The sequence below is a fragment of the Cohnella sp. AR92 genome (genome assembly GCF_003990975.1).
Taxonomy (GTDB): Bacteria; Bacillota; Bacilli; order Paenibacillales; family Paenibacillaceae; genus Cohnella.
This window is the reverse complement of record NZ_RZJR01000009.1, coordinates 215,114-232,981: the sequence shown is the minus strand read 5'-3', so window position 1 is coordinate 232,981 and position 17,868 is coordinate 215,114. Positions and strand designations below refer to the sequence as shown.

General features: G+C 53.3%; 19 protein-coding genes. 13 read left to right on the top strand and 6 right to left on the bottom strand.

Annotated features, from left to right (window positions below; translation table 11 throughout):
- The first annotated feature begins 128 nt into the window (after positions 1-128).
- On the top strand, positions 129-2,321 hold the full coding sequence (locus ELR57_RS16710) for an alpha-galactosidase (RefSeq protein ID WP_126960230.1): 2,193 nt from the start codon (positions 129-131) through the stop codon (positions 2,319-2,321).
- A 378-nt stretch (positions 2,322-2,699) separates the two neighbouring features.
- Here ELR57_RS16710 and ELR57_RS16705 read toward each other — a convergent pair whose 3' ends face one another.
- Positions 2,700-4,022: a hypothetical protein gene (locus ELR57_RS16705; protein ID WP_126960229.1), complete on the bottom strand. Its 1,323-nt coding sequence runs from the start codon at positions 4,020-4,022 to the stop codon at positions 2,700-2,702.
- A gap of 119 nt (positions 4,023-4,141) precedes the next feature.
- Positions 4,142-5,836, bottom strand: a complete 1,695-nt coding sequence (locus ELR57_RS16700; protein WP_126960228.1) for a M3 family oligoendopeptidase — start codon at positions 5,834-5,836, stop codon at positions 4,142-4,144.
- Positions 5,837-5,989: 153 nt separating this feature from the next.
- On the opposite strand from ELR57_RS16700, the gene ELR57_RS16695 reads away from it, so the two are divergent.
- Complete coding sequence (locus tag ELR57_RS16695; protein ID WP_126960227.1) at positions 5,990-6,415, top strand: hypothetical protein; 426 nt, start codon at positions 5,990-5,992, stop codon at positions 6,413-6,415.
- A 113-nt stretch (positions 6,416-6,528) separates the two neighbouring features.
- Here the strand turns inward: ELR57_RS16695 and ELR57_RS16690 are convergent, their stop codons facing one another.
- A complete protein-coding gene (locus ELR57_RS16690; protein WP_370452289.1) occupies positions 6,529-7,539 on the bottom strand; it encodes an aminotransferase-like domain-containing protein in 1,011 nt (336 codons plus the stop codon).
- On the opposite strand from ELR57_RS16690, the gene ELR57_RS28330 reads away from it, so the two are divergent.
- Both ELR57_RS28330 and ELR57_RS16685 read left to right on the top strand, forming a co-directional pair.
- Positions 7,444-7,689 carry a hypothetical protein gene (locus tag ELR57_RS28330; protein WP_238162567.1) on the top strand — a complete coding sequence of 82 codons (246 nt, stop codon included), beginning with the start codon at positions 7,444-7,446 and terminating at the stop codon, positions 7,687-7,689. The genes ELR57_RS16690 and ELR57_RS28330 overlap by 96 nt on opposite strands.
- A gap of 8 nt (positions 7,690-7,697) precedes the next feature.
- On the top strand, positions 7,698-7,820 hold the full coding sequence (locus tag ELR57_RS16685) for a hypothetical protein (protein ID WP_238162566.1): 123 nt from the start codon (positions 7,698-7,700) through the stop codon (positions 7,818-7,820).
- A 42-nt stretch (positions 7,821-7,862) separates the two neighbouring features.
- Here ELR57_RS16685 and ELR57_RS16680 read toward each other — a convergent pair whose 3' ends face one another.
- Positions 7,863-9,401 carry a glycoside hydrolase family 31 protein gene (locus tag ELR57_RS16680; protein WP_126960224.1) on the bottom strand — a complete coding sequence of 513 codons (1,539 nt, stop codon included), beginning with the start codon at positions 9,399-9,401 and terminating at the stop codon, positions 7,863-7,865.
- 244 nt (positions 9,402-9,645) lie between these two features.
- Here ELR57_RS16680 and ELR57_RS28730 point away from each other — a divergent pair, with 244 nt between their 5' ends.
- The 7 genes from ELR57_RS28730 to ELR57_RS16640 all read left to right on the top strand — a co-directional run bounded on the left by ELR57_RS28730 (position 9,646) and on the right by ELR57_RS16640 (position 14,261).
- Positions 9,646-10,560, top strand: a complete 915-nt coding sequence (locus tag ELR57_RS28730; protein ID WP_158630048.1) for a LacI family DNA-binding transcriptional regulator — start codon at positions 9,646-9,648, stop codon at positions 10,558-10,560.
- Positions 10,554-11,378, top strand: coding sequence for a PPK2 family polyphosphate kinase (locus tag ELR57_RS16660; RefSeq protein ID WP_126960221.1), 825 nt, complete (start codon positions 10,554-10,556; stop codon positions 11,376-11,378). The genes ELR57_RS28730 and ELR57_RS16660 overlap by 7 nt, the downstream gene beginning before the upstream one ends.
- 19 nt (positions 11,379-11,397) lie before the next feature.
- Entirely contained in the window at positions 11,398-11,817 is a 420-nt protein-coding gene (locus ELR57_RS16655) for a DUF3237 family protein (protein WP_126960220.1), read from the top strand.
- A 95-nt stretch (positions 11,818-11,912) separates the two neighbouring features.
- The gene (locus ELR57_RS16650; RefSeq protein ID WP_126960219.1) at positions 11,913-12,362 is read left to right on the top strand and encodes a MarR family winged helix-turn-helix transcriptional regulator; all 450 of its coding nucleotides are present in this window, start codon (positions 11,913-11,915) and stop codon (positions 12,360-12,362) included.
- Between the two features lie 90 nt (positions 12,363-12,452).
- On the top strand, positions 12,453-12,656 hold the full coding sequence (locus ELR57_RS28325; protein WP_238162565.1) for a hypothetical protein: 204 nt from the start codon (positions 12,453-12,455) through the stop codon (positions 12,654-12,656).
- A complete protein-coding gene (locus tag ELR57_RS16645) occupies positions 12,623-13,339 on the top strand; it encodes an aldo/keto reductase (protein WP_238162564.1) in 717 nt (238 codons plus the stop codon). Before ELR57_RS28325 ends, ELR57_RS16645 begins: the two co-directional genes overlap by 34 nt.
- 46 nt (positions 13,340-13,385) lie before the next feature.
- Positions 13,386-14,261, top strand: coding sequence for an SDR family oxidoreductase (locus ELR57_RS16640; protein ID WP_126960218.1), 876 nt, complete (start codon positions 13,386-13,388; stop codon positions 14,259-14,261).
- Between the two features lie 67 nt (positions 14,262-14,328).
- Here ELR57_RS16640 and ELR57_RS16635 read toward each other — a convergent pair whose 3' ends face one another.
- Positions 14,329-14,673, bottom strand: coding sequence for an NAD(P)-binding domain-containing protein (locus ELR57_RS16635; protein WP_202866417.1), 345 nt, complete (start codon positions 14,671-14,673; stop codon positions 14,329-14,331).
- Between the two features lie 357 nt (positions 14,674-15,030).
- Between ELR57_RS16635 and lepB the strand changes: the two genes are divergently transcribed.
- Positions 15,031-15,624 (top strand): signal peptidase I, encoded by a 594-nt coding sequence (lepB, locus tag ELR57_RS16630; RefSeq protein WP_126960217.1) that lies wholly within the window; start codon positions 15,031-15,033, stop codon positions 15,622-15,624.
- A gap of 579 nt (positions 15,625-16,203) precedes the next feature.
- Here lepB and ELR57_RS16620 read toward each other — a convergent pair.
- Complete coding sequence (locus ELR57_RS16620) at positions 16,204-16,911, bottom strand: TetR/AcrR family transcriptional regulator (RefSeq protein ID WP_238162563.1); 708 nt, start codon at positions 16,909-16,911, stop codon at positions 16,204-16,206.
- Between the two features lie 87 nt (positions 16,912-16,998).
- On the opposite strand from ELR57_RS16620, the gene ELR57_RS16615 reads away from it, so the two are divergent.
- Positions 16,999-17,862 carry an SDR family oxidoreductase gene (locus tag ELR57_RS16615; RefSeq protein ID WP_126960216.1) on the top strand — a complete coding sequence of 288 codons (864 nt, stop codon included), beginning with the start codon at positions 16,999-17,001 and terminating at the stop codon, positions 17,860-17,862.
- Positions 17,863-17,868: the final 6 nt, after the last annotated feature.

Sequence of the window (17,868 nt, the reverse complement as noted above, 5' to 3'; positions counted from 1 at the left end):
AGTTTCATGACATGTACTTTCTAGTCCCCATTCATATATCATTTCCGTATAATCAGCGGTTTTATAGCAATTGCATTCACTCGCATTATGCCATATGACCAATTTTTCCGAGGAAAAGGGGACAAGTGATGAGCGTCATCGTCGAATCGCAAGCCAAACTATTCCATCTGCAATCGTCCGGCATGAGCTACATGCTTCAGATCGTGGACGGCTATCCCGTCCATGTCTATTGGGGAAGCAAGCTGAAGCATCGGGAACCCATGGGCGATCTCTTGATCAATACCCCCGAGAAGGCCGGATTGGATCGGCTGCCCCAAGAATACCCTCAATACGGGAGCGGAGACTTCCGGAACCCGGCCTACCAAGTCGAACTCGAGGACGGGACGCGGATTACGGAGCTGCAATATGTCGGGTACCGGATCCAGGCGGGGAAGCCTCCCTTGGCTGGCCTTCCGGCCGTCTACACCGAGGACGATGCGGAAGCGGATACGTTGGAGCTGGAGCTGCTGGACGCCTATTCCGGGCTTAAAGTCTATCTCCTCTATACCGTCTTCGCGGAACGCAACGTCATCGTTCGTTCCGTCCGCTTCTGCAACGAGGGAGAGGCGAAGCTGCGGCTGCGCCGCGTCGCCAGCGCTTGCGTAGACTTCTCCAGCAATCGCGAGAGGGAGATCGTCTATCTATCCGGAGCTTGGGCGCGGGAAGGGAACGTGACGCGCAAGCCGCTGGCGCAGGGCGAGGTCCGAATCGACAGCAAACGCGGCATGAGCAGCCATCAGTTCAACCCTTTCGCGGCATTGGTCGATCCGGACACGACGGAGTCCCGGGGAGAAGCATACGGCTTCAGCCTCGTATACAGCGGCAGCTTCGAAGCGAGCGCGGAGGTGGATTCCTTCGGTTCCGCGCGGGTTAACATCGGGGTGAATTCCTTCGACTTCGCCTGGCTGCTGAACCCGGGGGAGAGCTTCCAATCGCCGGAGACCGTCATGGTCTACTCCGGTCAAGGGTTGGGCGAGATGTCGCGGACGTATCATCGCCTGTATCGGACGCGGCTGTGCCGGGGGAGATACCGGGACGAAGAACGGCCCATTCTGGTCAACAACTGGGAAGCGACTTATTTTAACTTCAATACGGATAAGCTGGCGGCGATCGCGGAGGAGGGGGCCAAGCTAGGCATCGAACTGTTTGTTCTGGACGACGGCTGGTTCGGGAAGCGGGATTCCGACAACTCCTCTCTCGGCGATTGGTTCGAGGACCGCCGGAAGCTGCCGGGAGGACTGAAGGAAGTCGCGGACCGGATCAACGGGTTCGGCTTGAAGTTCGGACTCTGGTTCGAGCCCGAGATGATCTCGCCGGACAGCGATCTGTACCGGAAACATCCCGACTGGTGCCTTCACGTGCCGGGACGGAGACGCAGCGAAGCCAGGTGGCAGCTCGTTCTGGATTATACCCGCAAGGAAGTGCGGGATTACGTCTACGATTCGCTGTCCGCCATTTTCTCCACGGTTCCCGTCTCTTACGTTAAGTGGGACATGAATCGCGGCTTGACGGAGATCGGGTCCGCCGATCTGCCTCCGGAACGCCAATCCGAGACTGCGCACCGCTATGTATTGGGATTGTACGAGCTGCTGGAGCGAATCACGGCCGATTATCCGCACATTCTGTTCGAGAGCTGCTCGAGCGGGGGAGGGCGCTTCGATCCGGGCATGCTCTACTATATGCCCCAAACCTGGACAAGCGATAATACCGACGCGGTAGAACGGCTCAAGATTCAGTACGGAACCAGCCTTGTTTATCCGGTCAGTTCGATCGGAGCCCATGTGTCGGCCGTGCCGAACCATCAGGTCGGAAGGATCACGCCGCTTGAATTCCGAGGGGACGTCGCCATGTCCGGCAACTTCGGCTACGAGCTTGATCTTACGAGATTGACCGAGGAGGAGAAGGCTACGGTCAAACGCCAAGTAGCGGCCTACAAGCAAATTCGCGGGTTGGTTCAGACGGGCGACCTGTACCGCTTGAAGAGTCCGTTCGAAGGCAACGAATCGTCTTGGATGTTCGTCTCGGAGAACAAAGAGGAAGCTCTCGTTTATCATTTCCAAGAGAAGGCCGTACCGCACCCGCCCCGGAGAAGCTTGCGGCTGGCAGGACTTGATCCTGAGCTCGAATACGAGGTTCATTCGGGAACAGATGGAACGGCAGCGGCTATCCATGGGGGCGACCGGCTGATGGGGCTGGGACTGCCTTTGATCTACGAGCAAAAAGATTATACGAGCGGATGGTTCAGGCTTCAGGCTGTCAAGTCGAGCAAGAACGAAGCATAAAGCTCTATGCCGATAACAAAAGGCCCCTTGAAGGGGCCTTTTGCCGTTGAGAAATTTCGATCATCAATTTAAAACGAGAATAAGCATAGGGTTGCGGTTCTTTTATGGAGCATCCGTCATCCGTCTACCCATGCCCTCTTTACCATAAATATGATTTTTCGTGTTTAATTGCCGCAGGATAACCAAAATCACGAATTGTATTCGAAAAATCATATATAAACAAGCTGCTTTTCCAAAAAGTCCGTAATTGTATATGGAATTTCATATACAATAGTCCAATTTGCTGATTTCCCATAGAATTGTATGCGAAAATTCGAATACATTAGGCGACGCAGCCGTCTTCGAACGGCGAGATCAAGCCAGCCGCGCTTACGAGCATTACTGGTTGTATTCGATGCCTTCGCTGGCGCCTGTGAGGGCGTTTATGTATACGTGAGAGACGCCTTCGATTCCCGTAACGGCAAATGCGTATACAAGATTGTCATCGTGGATTTCCAGCTTTGGTGCGCCTGAGGTGTTTACGTTCGGACCGAGTCTTGCAGAGGCCTGCGCTTCCGTCAGCTTCGGATGAAGCGGAAAGCTTTTATTGTAACAGTAGAAATAATTATACGCATCGAAGCTCTTCAGCGCACCGGTAAGGCGATCAAACTGCCATTCGACCTGCATCTGCGGAATCGAAACCTGCTCCCGAACCGGAATATAATCGAGGGTAATGGAGGTATCCGTTTGCTCTTTCGCTGCGAGGGTCAAGCGTTCGTCAGACCAGCGTGCCATCCAGGCGTCCGCATGCGCGATGGCCCGGTTTACGTCCATAGGCTTCTGCGCGGCTGATTCTTCAGAGATCGAACCGTGGCGCGTCACCCGGAGCACATGTCCGCTTTTACTCAACGTCGCAATGTAAGAACGAGCCTTTTTTCCATCGGTGTCCCATAACTTGAAATCCGTGAATTCTCCGAGTTGAGGGCTGCTCCCGCCGGAGATGCTGACGATCTTTATGCCTGCGTCTTTATTCCAGGCGTCACGCATAAAGGTTTGCGCTATAGTTGCAAGCTCCGTAGCCGTATAAGAGGGCTCGCCGGCGAACACGGTTCCCGGCTTAGTAGGTACATATGGATTCTGATTGTACAGGAACTCGTTAAAGGCTTTATTGCCGTACGTGGAGATCGAGTCGAGCTGAGACAAGGCCGCTTCCATCCCGGTCGAGATCCGCTGTATATCCTCTATAGATGCATCGTAACTATTCTCTCTCATCTGATCGAGATACGGCAGAGCCGTCCTCGCGAACTTTCGCATACGCTGAATTTGTTCCAATTGATCCGGGTTGAGCGATGGTCCCTTCTCGCTGGCGGGATAGGCCAAGTAGCGGCTGCCGTTCATGAGAAACGACTCGTACGCGGACCAAGATGGAAGGTTCGTCGTAGCTGATGCGCTCGTTTCTAATTGCAGGATGAGATTGGCAGTCTCCATCGCGGATTGTAGCGCCGCTTGCCGAATGGCAGATGTAGGTGCCGCAAGCGACTCCGCGAGTGCATGGTCGAAATCGCGTAAGTAGTACGATTGAATGTGCGACCAATATTGGGCGTTCCGCTGCTGTTGCTGCTCCCATTGCCGATTGTGCTGATGTTCCTTATAAGCGTAATATGCGCCTGCGATCGTAGTCGCGCAAAGCAGGCCGATGATGGATTTGGACAGAACGTTCATGTCTATTAAAGCTCCCGTCTTCGTCTTCGCGAGTCTTATCTACTTTAACAAAGACGGGTAAACAGTTTAATGCGTAAATGTTGTCAATGCCCGGAACACTCAATCGCGAACAGAGTGACTTACAGAGCTTTATCGTCCACGCCGTCCAACCAAGCCTCGATGGTGCCGATGACGGAGGCCACGCAGCCGTCTTCGAACGGCGAGATCAAGCCGGCCGCGCTTACGAGCTCCGTGAACGAGAGGCTTCCGCCGAGACGGCAGAGTCCGAGGTAATCGTTCCAGGCGGCTTCGCGGTCTTCGCGGGACTTCTTCCAGAATTGGAACGCGCAGAGCTGCGCCAGCGTGTAATCGATGTAATAGAACGGCGAGTTGAAAATATGCCCCTGCTTGTGCCAGAAGCCGCCGGCTTCCAAGTACGAATTGTCCGCGTAATCGCGATGAGGGAGGTACTTCTTCTCGATGTCGCGCCATGCTTGCTTCCGCTCGGCCGGAGTCGCGTCCGGATTCGCATACACGTAATGCTGGAATTCGTCCACGGCTACGCCGTACGGAATGAAGATCAGCGAGCCGGCCAGGTGATTAAACCGGTATTTGTCCACGTCCTCCTTGAAGAACAGCTCCATCCACGGCCAAGTGATGAACTCCATGCTCATGGAATGGATCTCGCAGGCCTCGTAGGTCGGGAACGCGTATTCCGGCACCGCGTAGCCGCGGCTCTCGAACACCTGGAACGCATGCCCGGCCTCGTGCGTCAGCACGTCGATATCGCCGGCGGTGCCGTTGAAGTTGGAGAAAATATAAGGCGCCTTGTGCTCGCTAATATACGTGCAGTAACCTCCGCCTTGCTTGCCCTTCTTGGCGACGAGGTCCATCAGCTCGTTCTCCTGCATGAATCGGAAGAACGCATCCGTCTCCGGCGACAGCTCCGCATACATCTTAGCGCCTCCGGCTACGATCCAATCCGGGTCGCCCTTCGGCGTCGCGTTGCCGGTCAGGAAGGCAAGGTTCTCGTCGTAATAGAGCAATCGGTCCACTTGGATGCGGCTCCGCTGACGTTCCTTAAGCTTCGTAGCGGCAGGCACGATATGGTCCAGAACTTGCTTGCGGAAGTTCGCGACCATTCCCGCGTCGTAGTCGGTCCGGCTCATGCGGGCGTAACCAAGCTCGACGAAGTCTTCGAAGCCGAGCTTCTTCGCGATCCGGGTGCGGACCTTGACCAGATCGTCATAGATGCGGTCGAGGGTCGCCTCGTTCTCGGCCATGAAGCCGGAGGATGCTTCGGCGGCGCGCCGGCGCATCTCCCGGTCGGTCGATTGCTGGAACGGACCGAGCTGAGCGAGAGTGCGCTCTTCGCCTTCGAACGGAATTTTCGCGGAAGCGATCAGCTTCGTGTATTCCGTCGTTAACTTGTTCTCTTGCTGGAGATCCTCGATCACCTCCGGGCTGAACGTCTTCAGCGACAGCTCGGCGAGCCGGAACAGCTGCCGTCCCCATTTGGCCTCCAGCTCGGGACGGAACTTCGAGCCGATAAGCGCCCGATAATAATCCGTCACGAATTCCTGGACGACCGGGCCGTTCTCGTCGAAGAAGTCCTGCTCGGCCTTGTAGAATTCGTCGTTCGTATCGATAGAGTGACGTATGCTTGCGATCGTCTGCATCGTGTCGAACTCGCTGCGGAGCTTGTTCATTCCCTCCATCGCCGCATCCTGCTTCCCGTAGCTGTCGGCGTCGACAAATAATTCAAGAAGCTCCTTGAAGCTCGCCTCGAACGTCTTTACGTCCGGCCTCTCGTATGTATATTCGCTAAATCTCATGGACCATGCACCCCTTCCGGTTTTTCAGACTGAGTCCTGATTCCATTATACCCCATTCCCCACAAGGTTGGAGGAATGGCGGGATTGCGCAACAAAAATCGGTAAAGCTCGTCTTTATAGACACCCGATTAAACGTTAGGGGCTGAGGCTGGGATGAGCAAAGACGATTTCGATAAACGGAAAGCACGCAGGCTTAAACGAAGGTTCGCCCTCCGAGAAAAGGGACTGCCTGTCGGTTACGGCTACGAAATGAACCCCGAAGATGCGCGACCCCTGTTGGACGCTTTGTTATCCTATATCAACGATCATCGGCACGAGCCGCGTATGAAGATATGTGCGGTCAGCCGGAATCAAGGGGAGACTTGGACAGAAGAGTTAATTAACGTAGCGATAACCGACCCTGATTTATCCGCTTTAAAGGTTGGAGATTGGGTTAGAAAGCCGGGAGAAGAAACGACCTTGGTCGTTGTCGCTAACGAAGGCGAGAATAAGATCATCGGTGCCTTTCAAGACGATCCCGACTCTCCTTTTTTCCTTCCGGAGGGGCACTTGTATTGGAGCGCTTTGCCTTTTGAATAAATTGGAACCGTTATGCGGGCGTTTCTTGCGAAGTCGATGTTCGTTCTGGAGGCCTATCATCGGGTAATACGGCAGCCGACTAATGATCGGCTGCCGTCTCCATCGAACATAAACTAAATCCATGTGATGGCGGAGCGGCCGGATGGGTTTGTTCTGCTGCGGCTCATTAGCTCGTCGGCCGTCTCTCTCAGCATCCGGATGCCGTCCCCGATCTCTTGCTCATTCGCGCGAATAATGCTAAGGCGCAGGCCGTTCGCGATCTCCACGCTAGGAAGGTAGCATGGCGCCGTAGGAAAAACATGCACATCCTTCTGGAACAAGGCGGCGGCCAGCTCTTCTGCCCCCAGATGATCGGGGAGCTCGAGCCGGGCGAATATGCCGCCGGCCGATCGGCTTAGACGGAAGCCCTCGTTTAAATATCGGCCGCAGGCTTCCTGCAGGGCCTTCATTCGAACTCCGTAGCGTTCCCTCATGATGGCGGCGTGGCGCTGAAACAATCCGCTGCCTAGGTGAATCTCTAGCGCGGCTTGCGAGAGAGCGGAGGTGCTTAAATCGCTGGACGATTTGTACATTCGGAACGAATGGATGAAGGCTTCGGGAAGGACGGCCGCTCCGAGCCGCAGGCCGGGCAGCATGATTTTGGAGAAGCTTCGGAGGTAGATGACGCGGCCGGAACGATCATAGCTGCAGATGGGATCGGATCTGCCGTCCGTCTCCAGGTCCGCGAGATAGTCGTCCTCCACGATATACACGTCATACTTCTCCGCCATGGCCGCGATCGCTTCCTTCTCCTGACGCGACAAGCTGGTTCCGAGCGGGTTGTGGAACCGGGGTACCGTATAGAAGAACTTAATGGAATTGTTGCGAAAATGCCGTTCCAGCTCGTCGAGATCGAGCCCGAATTCCGTTCGGGCGATTCCGATTGCGGTAATCCCGAGGAGATTGAGCAGCTTCAGCATTCCGGCATAACAGGGCTGCTCGACCAAGACCGCCGATTTGCCATTCGGGAACGGCATGGAAGCCAGCAAGTGAAGAGCTTGCTGGGCGCCGGATACCACGCCGATCCGTTGGGGACCCGCGAAAATTTGAGAGACCGCCAGGTGTTGAGAGATCGCTTCGCGCAGAGACGGAAGGCCGAGCGGGTCGCCGTATGCAAAAAGACGATCCCCGTAGAGCTGTACCGCCCGGCTGAGCCCGTGCTGGAGGTCTTCATAGGGGATAATGCCCGGGTCCGGATTCCGAACATCGCGGCAAAGGTCTCGGCAAATGGATGATGGCCGTTATGGTCGACCATCCTCGCATTCGCCATACGAATATCGGTCTCAATACGAGAGATGCGCATGGCCTTTATGAGCAGTATGGCTTCGTGCGGCAGGAGATGATGTTCCGCCGCGCGGCACGATAGTCCCGGACAAAGAGCCATCCCGTAAGGATGGCTCTACAGAACTCAATCGATCTTGCGGAACCACGGCAAGCGGGAAAGCGGCGCTTCTACGACCGCCTCGGCGGGGCCGACGGTGACGGTTCCGTCGTCTCCTTCCCAGCGCCCTTCGGGGAATCGCACGAGGCGAGAGGTTTGTCCCTTCTGCAATACCGGAGCGACCAGGATCCGTTCTCCCAGCAGGAATTGATCCTGAAGCTTCTCATAGCCTTGCTGCGGATAAGAGAACTCCAAGCTTCTCAGGATAGGCAAGCCGTCCTCCGCCGATTGACGGGCAAGAGCCAGAATCTCCGGTCCGAGCGCCGTGCGCAGGCGGACGGCATTCAGGCACCATTCGAGTTCGTCGCCGCGCAAGACTCGCCAAGGCGCCATGGAGAACTGCATGACGGGGAACAAGGCCGAGCATTGGACGTAGCGAACGAACAGCTCGCTGTCGAAGCGGAAGTCGGGCGAGTTGATATCCCCGTCCATTCCTCCGCCGACCATGTCCGGGCAATTGAAGGCGTAGCCGAGCAATCCCTGGGCAATGGCGTTCGGAATGAGGCCGGCTAATCCGTACCGGTCCCAGGAGTGGTGCTTGTCACGCTGACGCTGTATCAGCGGCTGACCGCCGAGCTTCCAGCACATTCTAAGCTCGCTTAGCGGATAGCCGATGCCGAGGCGAGCGTAAGCCTCGCAATCTTCCATCACGCTTAACGGACGGCACCAGGCGACCTGCCCCAGAACATCGTCCGCCCCGGGAAGGATCGGTTCGCCCGCATCCAGCTTGAAGCCGTCTACCCCGTATTGTTCGATAAGCCGATCCAACCGTCCCCTGAACCAAGAGGCTCCGGACTCCTTGGTATAATCCATGACCGCGCTATAGCCATTCCACCACCGTCGAAGGATCGGGCTGCCGTCCGCGTTTTTCATCAGAAGGTCATTCGCGAGCAGCTTCTTGTACTCGGTGCAATCGGCGCTCACATACGGACAAACCCAAAGCATGACTTTAAATCCCATCCCGTGGAGCTTCTCGACCATCGCCTTCGGGTCGGGGAATCGATGCTTATCGAAGTCCCACATGCCGTAATCGTTCATCCAGTTGTCGTCGATGATCAGGATTCCGGAAGGCATGCCGTTCGCTAGGATCGATTCGGCATAGCGCAGGATCTTCTCTTGCGTCGGTTCATAGAACATCTCGACCCAAGTGCAGTATTGCGGCGCTAGAAAAGCGAGAGGGTCGGGCATGAGGCCCGATGGAGGGAAGCAGGCGGCACCGGCATGGCGATAAGCGCCTTGAAGCGTGCCATGGCCTTCCACGACCTTGACTTCGCCGTCCGCCCGGAAGAACGTCAACTCGACCTCGTCTACGCGGAACGCGAAAGGTTCGTCGCTCCAGACGTAGCGTCCCCGGTTGGACAACAATAACGGCGAGGCTTGGTTGTCGTCCGTATGGCGAAGATCCCGAACGTATTCGGCATCCCCATAAGGCATGCGGACGCCTTCGTTAATGACGCCGCCCCACCAGTATTCACCCGGTAATCTCTTCAGTTGGATCGATTGCATGAGCGTACCTCTCCTTATGCGTGTTGAACCTTCCAAGAAGGAATTCGTACTGGTTACCATTATGCAGAGTCGTTCGGGCCTTGAGAATACGATCTTAAGTATGGGGCCGCTATCTTTAAAATGGGGCATGCTTATCGGCGTTGGCGTCATGGTTTGGCGTTGTCTGGGAAAACGTTTGACTCTTTTTTGCGCAAATTTTACAATTATAGCATGTAGGTTTGGCGCAGGAAGGGAGCAAACGCTCTTGAAATTAAAGGAAATCGCCGCCAAGGCGAACGTCTCGATCAGCACCGTCTCCCGGATTATCAACAACCAAGGGAATTTCAGCGAGGAGACGCGGCGCAAGGTGATGGAGATCGCCAAGGAATATTTGAAGCCGGGGGTTACTCCTTCCAAGATCGGCGGAGCCTTCTATACCATTGCCGTATTCGTGCCGGAGGTTCACGACTTCGTCGATAACGATCCTGCTTCCTCGGCGGATTTAAGCCATCTGAAGGAAGAGTTCGAAGCGTCCGGGCATCGCTTCCTGCTGGCGACCCATTCGCGCGGAGCTCAGACATCCGGTTCTTCCTATCGGATGCTGAGAGAAAATCAAGTGGACGCCGCGGTCGTGTTCGATTCCTTCGTCGACGATCGGCTGGTCGACGAGCTGATCGGCCAAGGGATCCCGTACTTGGTGACGAACGGCAGAAGGTACGATCGCGTTCAGAACTTTATCGATTACGATAACCGCAAGGGCGCTTACGAGGTTATTCGGTACTTGCACCGCCTCGGTCACCGCAAGATCGGCCTGATCGCGGGACCGGAGGATCACTTGGTCAGCCGGAACCGGCTTGTTCGCCTTCAACGACATGATGGCCTTCGGGGCGATGAAGGCCTTGTCCGAATCGAAGCTGAAGATTCCCAAGGACATCTCCCTGGTCGGGTTCGACGACCTGAAGCTGTCCGAATATATGACGCCGCCCCTGACGACCGTAAGGCGATTCCGTTACGACATCAGCGGACTCATCGTCAAGATGCTGACGGAGCTCATCACGAACAAGACGATAGCGGAAGTCCACATCAGCTTGAAGACGGAGCTGATCGAGCGCGAGTCTTGCGCTCCGGCGCATTCCAAAGGTTCTTGAGCGTACAAGGAGGAGGCATGTTCCCATGTTGAAGAACTATCGATTGGACAAAGCGGACAAGCGAGGGCTAAGCTCCTTCGATCCTAACGATACGGGCGGCTTCGCGAGCAAAGAAGAGATTCAGGATGAGTTCGAACGCATGGAACGGAAGCTTCGCAAGCTGCAGGACAAGCTGTTTGCCTCGAAGACGAACGGCGTGCTCGTCCTGTTCCAAGGGATGGATTGCAGCGGGAAGGACGGCGTCATCAAGAAGGTGCTGTCCAACCTGAATCCACAGGGCTTCCGAGCGGAGAGCTTTAAGCAGCCGACGCCCGAAGAGTCGGCTCACGACTTCTTGTGGAGGACGCATAAGGTTGTTCCTGCCAAGGGCTATATTACCGCTTTTAACCGCTCTTACTATGAGGATGTGCTCGTTACCCGGGTGCACGGCAGGATTCAGGACGAGGAAGCGGCGGCTCGGCTGAAGCATATCCGGCATTTCGAGAGGCTTCTAACGAACAATGGCGTGCTGTTGATCAAAATTTTCCTGCATATTTCGCCCGATTTTCAGCTCGAGAAAATTCGCGAACGGCTGAGCAACCCGGAGAAGCTCTGGAAGTTCGATCCGAGCGATCTCAAGGAACGGCAATATTGGGATTCCTACGTGGACGCCTACGAGGATGCCTTCCGGCACACGTCGACCCATCGCGCCCCATGGCATATCGTCCCGGCCAATAAGCGATGGTTCCGCGACTACTTGGCGCTCCGGATTATTCTAAGCTCCTTGGAGAAGCTGAACCTTGCTTACCCGGAACCGGACATCGAGACTCGTAAGCTTCTGGAACAGCTTGAGGGACAGAGGAACGCATAGTACGAATAGGGGGAGTACCATGCAATTCGAAGAAATACTCACGGTTCATGTGAAAATAGGCAAGACGACGGAGTTGCGCAATAGTGACGGGGATTCCGTCGTCATGATTTTATTCACGGGTCATGCGACCGGTAACTATTTCGAAGGCATTGTGCTCGATGGAGGGGTAGATACGCAAGTCATCGGAAAAGGCGGCGATAGGCATACCTTATCCGCAAGGTACATTCTTCAGGGAAGGGACCATACCGGTCAACCCTGCGAGATCTACGTCGAAAATAACGGCAACTTCAACAAGGACCTAAGAAACGCGCTGTTCCGAACCTCGCCCAAGATCATTACGAATAGCCAGGCATTGTCTTTCTTGCATCATGCGCTGCTAGTTGGGGAAGGACTGCCAACGGAATCCGGAGTAGACATTAAGATTTTCATGGCCGTTTGATTAAGGCGCAATTCGAGATGCTGGTTGCCCATCATTGACAAATCGAAAAACCGGACCTATAGTGTAGACATCTACATGATTTAAGGAGAAACCCTATGCCAAGCGTTTTCGACAAGTACCCCTATAGTCTATACATTAAAGTCATCGCGCAAAGGGTTCGGGAAATCATCGACCAACTTCTGAAGGAACATGGCTTAAATAGCTCGCAAGCGATTCTTCTGTCGCATATTCATCAATCCCTAGAAGAGCATATCGAGATTAACCGCAAGTATCTTGAACAAACAATGGCTCTAAGCGGTCCGTCCGTGACTAACTTGCTGAACGGTCTGGAGAAGTCCGGGTTTATCACGCGTAGCAGCAATCATGCCGACGGACGCAACCTCCGCATTGATATCACGGCCAAAGCCAAACAATTTTTTGATGGGAGGAGCGATGCATTCGCGAAATCGGAAGAATTGATCACTCAAGGGATGTCGGATGCCGAGAAAGCAATGTTCTCCTCTCTGCTGATCCGCGCATTTGAGAATGTTGAAAAGTCGCTTTAGAAGCAGTGAAATTGCCATTCTAATGGCCTATTTTTTTAATCAATTATGTAGACGGCTACATATTATGAGAAAAGAATTCAGGAGGTTGTCATGATCAATAGCGGACAAAACAAGCTGGAGCTATCTCGAATCGGACTTGGCTGCGGCCATATGTCGAATGCCAATGAGGCTGCCCAAGCGGCTGGCATTGCCGCTATTCACGCCGCATTCGAGGGTGGTATCAATCATCTCAACACGGCGGATATACGCTCGATGGCTCCTTGTACGGACTGGATGTCTCCCCCCATCATGTAAAGAACTATCTTGCTCATTCGCTCAAACGACTCAATCTCGACTATATCGACCTATATCAGCCCGCAAGAATCGATCTGGGTATTCCTGTTGAAGAAACGATCGGGGCCATCTCCGAATTGGTTCAGGCCGGTTATGTCAAGCAGATCGGAATCAGCCAGGTCGATGCGGAGACGTTGAGAAGGGCGCATGCCACGCATCCGATCAGCTTGGCGGAATTCGAATACTCGCTTTTTAACCGAAGCATTGAAACCGAGATTTTGCCGACTGCAAGGGAACTGGGGATCGGCGTCATTGCTTTCGGGGCGGTGGCTCATGGGCTTCTTGCCGGCAACTGGACAGAGGAGCGGATCCAAAAAAACAAAGGCGGCTACATCCCGTTATTTTCTGAAGGGAATATAGAGAAAAATGTGGCTCTGGCTAAGAAACTGGGTGAGATCGCCGCTAAAAAACAAATGACATTATCCCAACTGGCGTTTGCCTGGATCTTATCCAAAGGCGAAGACTTCATTCCGCTCATCGGTACCGTATCGCCGGCTCATCTTCAAGAAGCGATGAGGTCGCTTGATATTCATCTGACGGATGATGAAGTCAGGGAGATTGAAGAGGCGATACCGGAACAGGAGATCGCCGGCGCTTCCTTTCCCAATATGCAATTCAGAAACGGTAAGACTGTTCGCGGATAAAGAATACTGGCAATGGATTATCTCAAAATGAAGGGATGTTATTGTCATGATTATCGTAACCGGAGCCAACGGGAAATTAGGCCGGGCCGTGGTGAAGCAGTTGCTTAAGCGAGTACCCGCCGGGCAGATCGGTGTCAGCGTCCGCGATCCGCATCAGGCGCAAGAGCTTCAGGAGTGCGGGGTCCGTGTTCGTCGGGGCGATTACGACGAGGCCGAGAGTCTGCAACATGCCTTTGAGGGGGCCTCGCAGGTTCTTATCGTTTCGACCGGCATCATGGGCGAGGCCGGTATCCCGCATGGCATTCGGCAGCATCAAGCAGCGATTGACGCGGCCAAGAAGGCAGGGGCTAGCAGAGTGCTTTACACAAGTCATATGGGCTCGTCCTCAACGTCGCCCTTCGCCCCCATGATTCATCACGCGGCTACCGAAGAACGGTTGAAAGCTTCAGGTGTTTCTTTCACGTCGCTCCGTAATGGCTATTACGCCGCATCGGCACTCCTGTTGATAGGCGGAGCCATAAAAACGGGGGAATTGATCGCCCCCGAAGACGGCCCGATCGCCTGGACAGACCACTCCGACTTGGCCGAAGCCGCGGCGGCGATCATTAGCGAGCAGAAATTCGATGGCTTGACCCCCAGTCTTACGGGGTCCGAAGCCATTGATATGGAAGGGATTGCGACAATCGCTTCCGACATCTTGGGGAGGACCATCCGCCGAATCGTCGTGTCGGACGAAGAGTTTCGGGACCGCATGCTGTCTCAAGGCGTACCGGAGGCTAGCGTGAACATGCGTATGGGGATGTTTCTAGCCAGCCGTCGGGGCGATTTCGTGCAAATCGATCCCGCTCTAGCTCATTTAATCGGTCGGCCTCCGGTGAGTATTAGAGAGGTACTGAAGGAATCGATTTCTAACGGAATATAATAGATAAAGCGGCTTCTTAAACAGGAGCCGCTTTATCTTGTCAGCAGTAGGGTAAACGCCCTGCGACTCAGGCCATGATAATCCGACGCGCCTTGGCGAGATTAACTATCAGCTGAGCACGGGGTTGGTGCTCATGCGCAGCCCAAGCAGGCAGACCGGGACCGCTGCGCCATGACTCGCTCAGCGGATTGTTGTCGACTGTATCGAAACCAGCCGGTCTGCTAGAAAGGAAGAGGCGGGGGGCTTGGATGTGGGTGAAGGCCTTCGCCACCTTCGAGGCAGGAAGTTGCTTCTGCCGGAGCTCATGAACGGTCATCTCGCCAGAGTCGATCATGGGGAAATGGCCATCGCGCCAAGGCATGTAGTTATTCGTGTCGAGCACGATTTTGCCCGCGAGCTGCTCTACAGGCATGTCGTTGACCAGCTTGAGGGGGACACTATGATGACGAAGTCACCAGCCTAGTCAGCGCAGGCCGTAGTCGCGGCGCGCGCTGACGGGCCGAGCGATGTTATTTACTTTAAGTAACAGCGTTACGAATATATGTTCAGAAAACCCTTGTTAAATTGGCAAGGGTTATACGCTTTTTATTATTTTCAGGAAAAATCCCTGTTTAATGGTATGATTTGGATGTAAGTCTGTATCTGATATCCGCTACGCGGATGAATACTCGTGATACTTGAATGACTGTCATTATGGGAGGAAAGTTTAATTTTCTTTGCGAATACATTAGTTACGAAGCTCTGTGAAAAACGAAATAGGGGAAAACAAATGAATATTCGTATGTTTGTTATATTCTTTTTCCTAATCAGCATGATACTTATAAGCGGTTGTACGGATACCCTAAATGACACCACAACAGATAAGAAAATTATGGTGATTCCAACCCCCAACCCCTCATTGTCCAAAGTAAAAGTACAAACGGATGGAATGCTAGCGGAGCTCGGCTATGAAGGCAACCATCCATTTGGCTTGGGTCGTGAAGTGTTAGTTGATATGAGTTACTACGAAAAACATAATGTCTCTCGAGGAGATATTGTGTTATTTAAAATCAAAAAGACAACTGAATATCAAGACACAGATATCGCGAGAGTTGTTGGACTACCTGGAGAAACAGTACAGTTAAAAAAGGGGCAAGTCTACATTGACGGAAAAAAACTGGTTGCTTTTTACGGCGATGATCCCACATCTAAAGAAAACTATTTAATGAAAAAAACACTGACGTTGAATGAAAATGAATACGTTATCTTGGCTGATGTACGTTGGAGAGGCTTCAACGACAGCCAATCAGAAGGTGCATTTACTAAGGAAGAAATCTTAGGGAAAGTTGTCGGTTATGAAGAAAATGAGACAACTCATTCTTGAACGATTACTACGTTGCTAACGGGAACGACAGCTCGGACTACCGCTAGTTCAGTATTCTAAGGTGAATATAAAAGCGAAAGGGGTGGCAATAGCCACCCCTTTTTGTTATAGAAACTTGTCATATGAGTTGTCAATTCATATGTCATTTCAACCTTGTGCACCTCAATAAACTTGCCGTATCAAGTCAAATTTTTATAGTAGTCCGTTCAATCTGAGATTCTAATACATCATATAGAGCAAAGAACTCGGTCACCGCGGTGAAACCGACTTTCTAGGCGGTGCTGTACGCGACACTCCTGCTTACAATGATGCATTTGCCGCGATGGTGGCCCTTGGTCGAGTCGGCGTACCCGACGACATCGGTCCCGCAGTCGCCAGCTTGCTCGGTTCCGATAATCGCTGGGTTAATGCGCAGAGAATCGAGGTCTCGGGCGGTCAGAACATCTGATCTGTATTCCGAGACTGGAAACAACATATGGATTAGTTTAGTCAATGAGGATAAACAAAACTTGGAGGGATACTTTGATCAAGTGATTCTGAGCAGCCATGGCAATTGAAAAGTCGGATGATCTCTCGATCCTACAGGATAGCTTCCGATTCGGATGGCTCCCAAAAAGCGCTCAAATTAACGTTTACGACCCTGATAACCTCTTCCACCATCGGCTCCAGCGCGCGGTCTTGAACCTCCCTGCTCCACTGCATGGCCGATCCGAATAGGCCCCAACTGACCACAAGGGCCGTAGTTTCCAGCTTTTCTTGCGGGAATCTTTGCTTAGGCCCCGATTTAAGCCATTGGAGCAGGAGACGATACAGTTCCTTCTGCATGGCGTTCTCCAGCAACGGCTCAAACTGCTTGTCTCCCGGCGTGAGGTACTGTCGAAATCGTATTAGAAATTGAAAGATGGACTGAACAAGGACATGCAGATTGTCCGGGCTGAAGGCTGAATCCTCCGGCAGTCTTTTTCTGAGAATGAGCTGAAACTTCTCTGTCATCCAATAGGCGAGAAATGCGAACTTGTCTTCAAAATGCGCATAGAAGGTTGCGCGGTTGACGGCTGCTCGATTCGCAATGTCGTGAACGGAAATCGAATAAATGTTTTTCTTTTCGTCGAGCAGATCGTTAAAGGCTTGCATAAACAACTGACGAGTTCTCTTTACGCGGGGGTCGCTGGGATTTACCGGCATGCTAAAACCACGCTTTCTTCGGATCTCAAAAACAAACAAAACGGCGATTTTGTCGGGAACGCAACGAAACCGGCTTTTTGCTGATTGTTTGCCGGGCTCCAACCCTTTATCTTTTGCTTATGCGATATATGGTTACACAAAACCGTATTGTAAGCAAATTTTTTAAAGAGTGGAAAGGGTGAAAGCAACATGATTATCGTTACTGGAGCGAATGGGAAGTTAGGCAGAGGCGTGGTAGAGCAATTGCTTAAGCGAATCCCGGCTGAACAGATCGGAGTCAGCGTTCGGGAACCGAGTAAGGCGCAGGATTTAAAGGATCGCGGGATCCGAGTGCGACGTGGCGATTTCAATGAGTCGGAGAGCTTGCTTGATGCTTTTGAAGGCGCGTCGCAGGTTCTTCTTGTTTCGTCCGGTATTCTGGGAGAGGCGGGGATCCGCCAGCATCAAACCGCGATTGACGCGGCAAAGAAAGCCGGCGTCGAACGGGTGCTGTACACGAGTCATATGGGCTCCTCTTCGACGTCGTATTTTCCGCCAATGGTTCACCATGCGGAGACAGAGGATTTGCTTAAAGAGTCGGGCATGCGATACGCGTCTCTTCGCAACGGTTTCTACGCCTCCTCTTTGGTAGGTTTTATCGGCGATGCGATCCATTCGGGCGAATGGATTGTTCCCGAGGACGGTCCGGTTGCCTGGACAACGCATTCTGATTTGGCCGAAGCTGCTGCAGCGATTATTACCGGAAAAAATGGGGATGGCCCATCCCCGAATCTTACGGCTTCCGAAGCGATTGATACGAAGGGGGTTGCGGCAATGCTATCGGATATCGTCGGCCGGCCCATCAACCGCAAAGTCGTAACGGACGATGAGTATCGGACGTATCTGACCGCACAAGGAATTCCGGAGGGGCGCATCGCCATCACCTTGGGTTTGTTCCGTGCCAGCCGCAAAGGAGACTTCGCGCATACGAGCAACGTCTTGGCTGATTTAATCGGTAGACCCCCGAAGAGTATTAGGGAGGTACTGAAAGAATCGATTTCTTATCGGGGGTAAATAAGA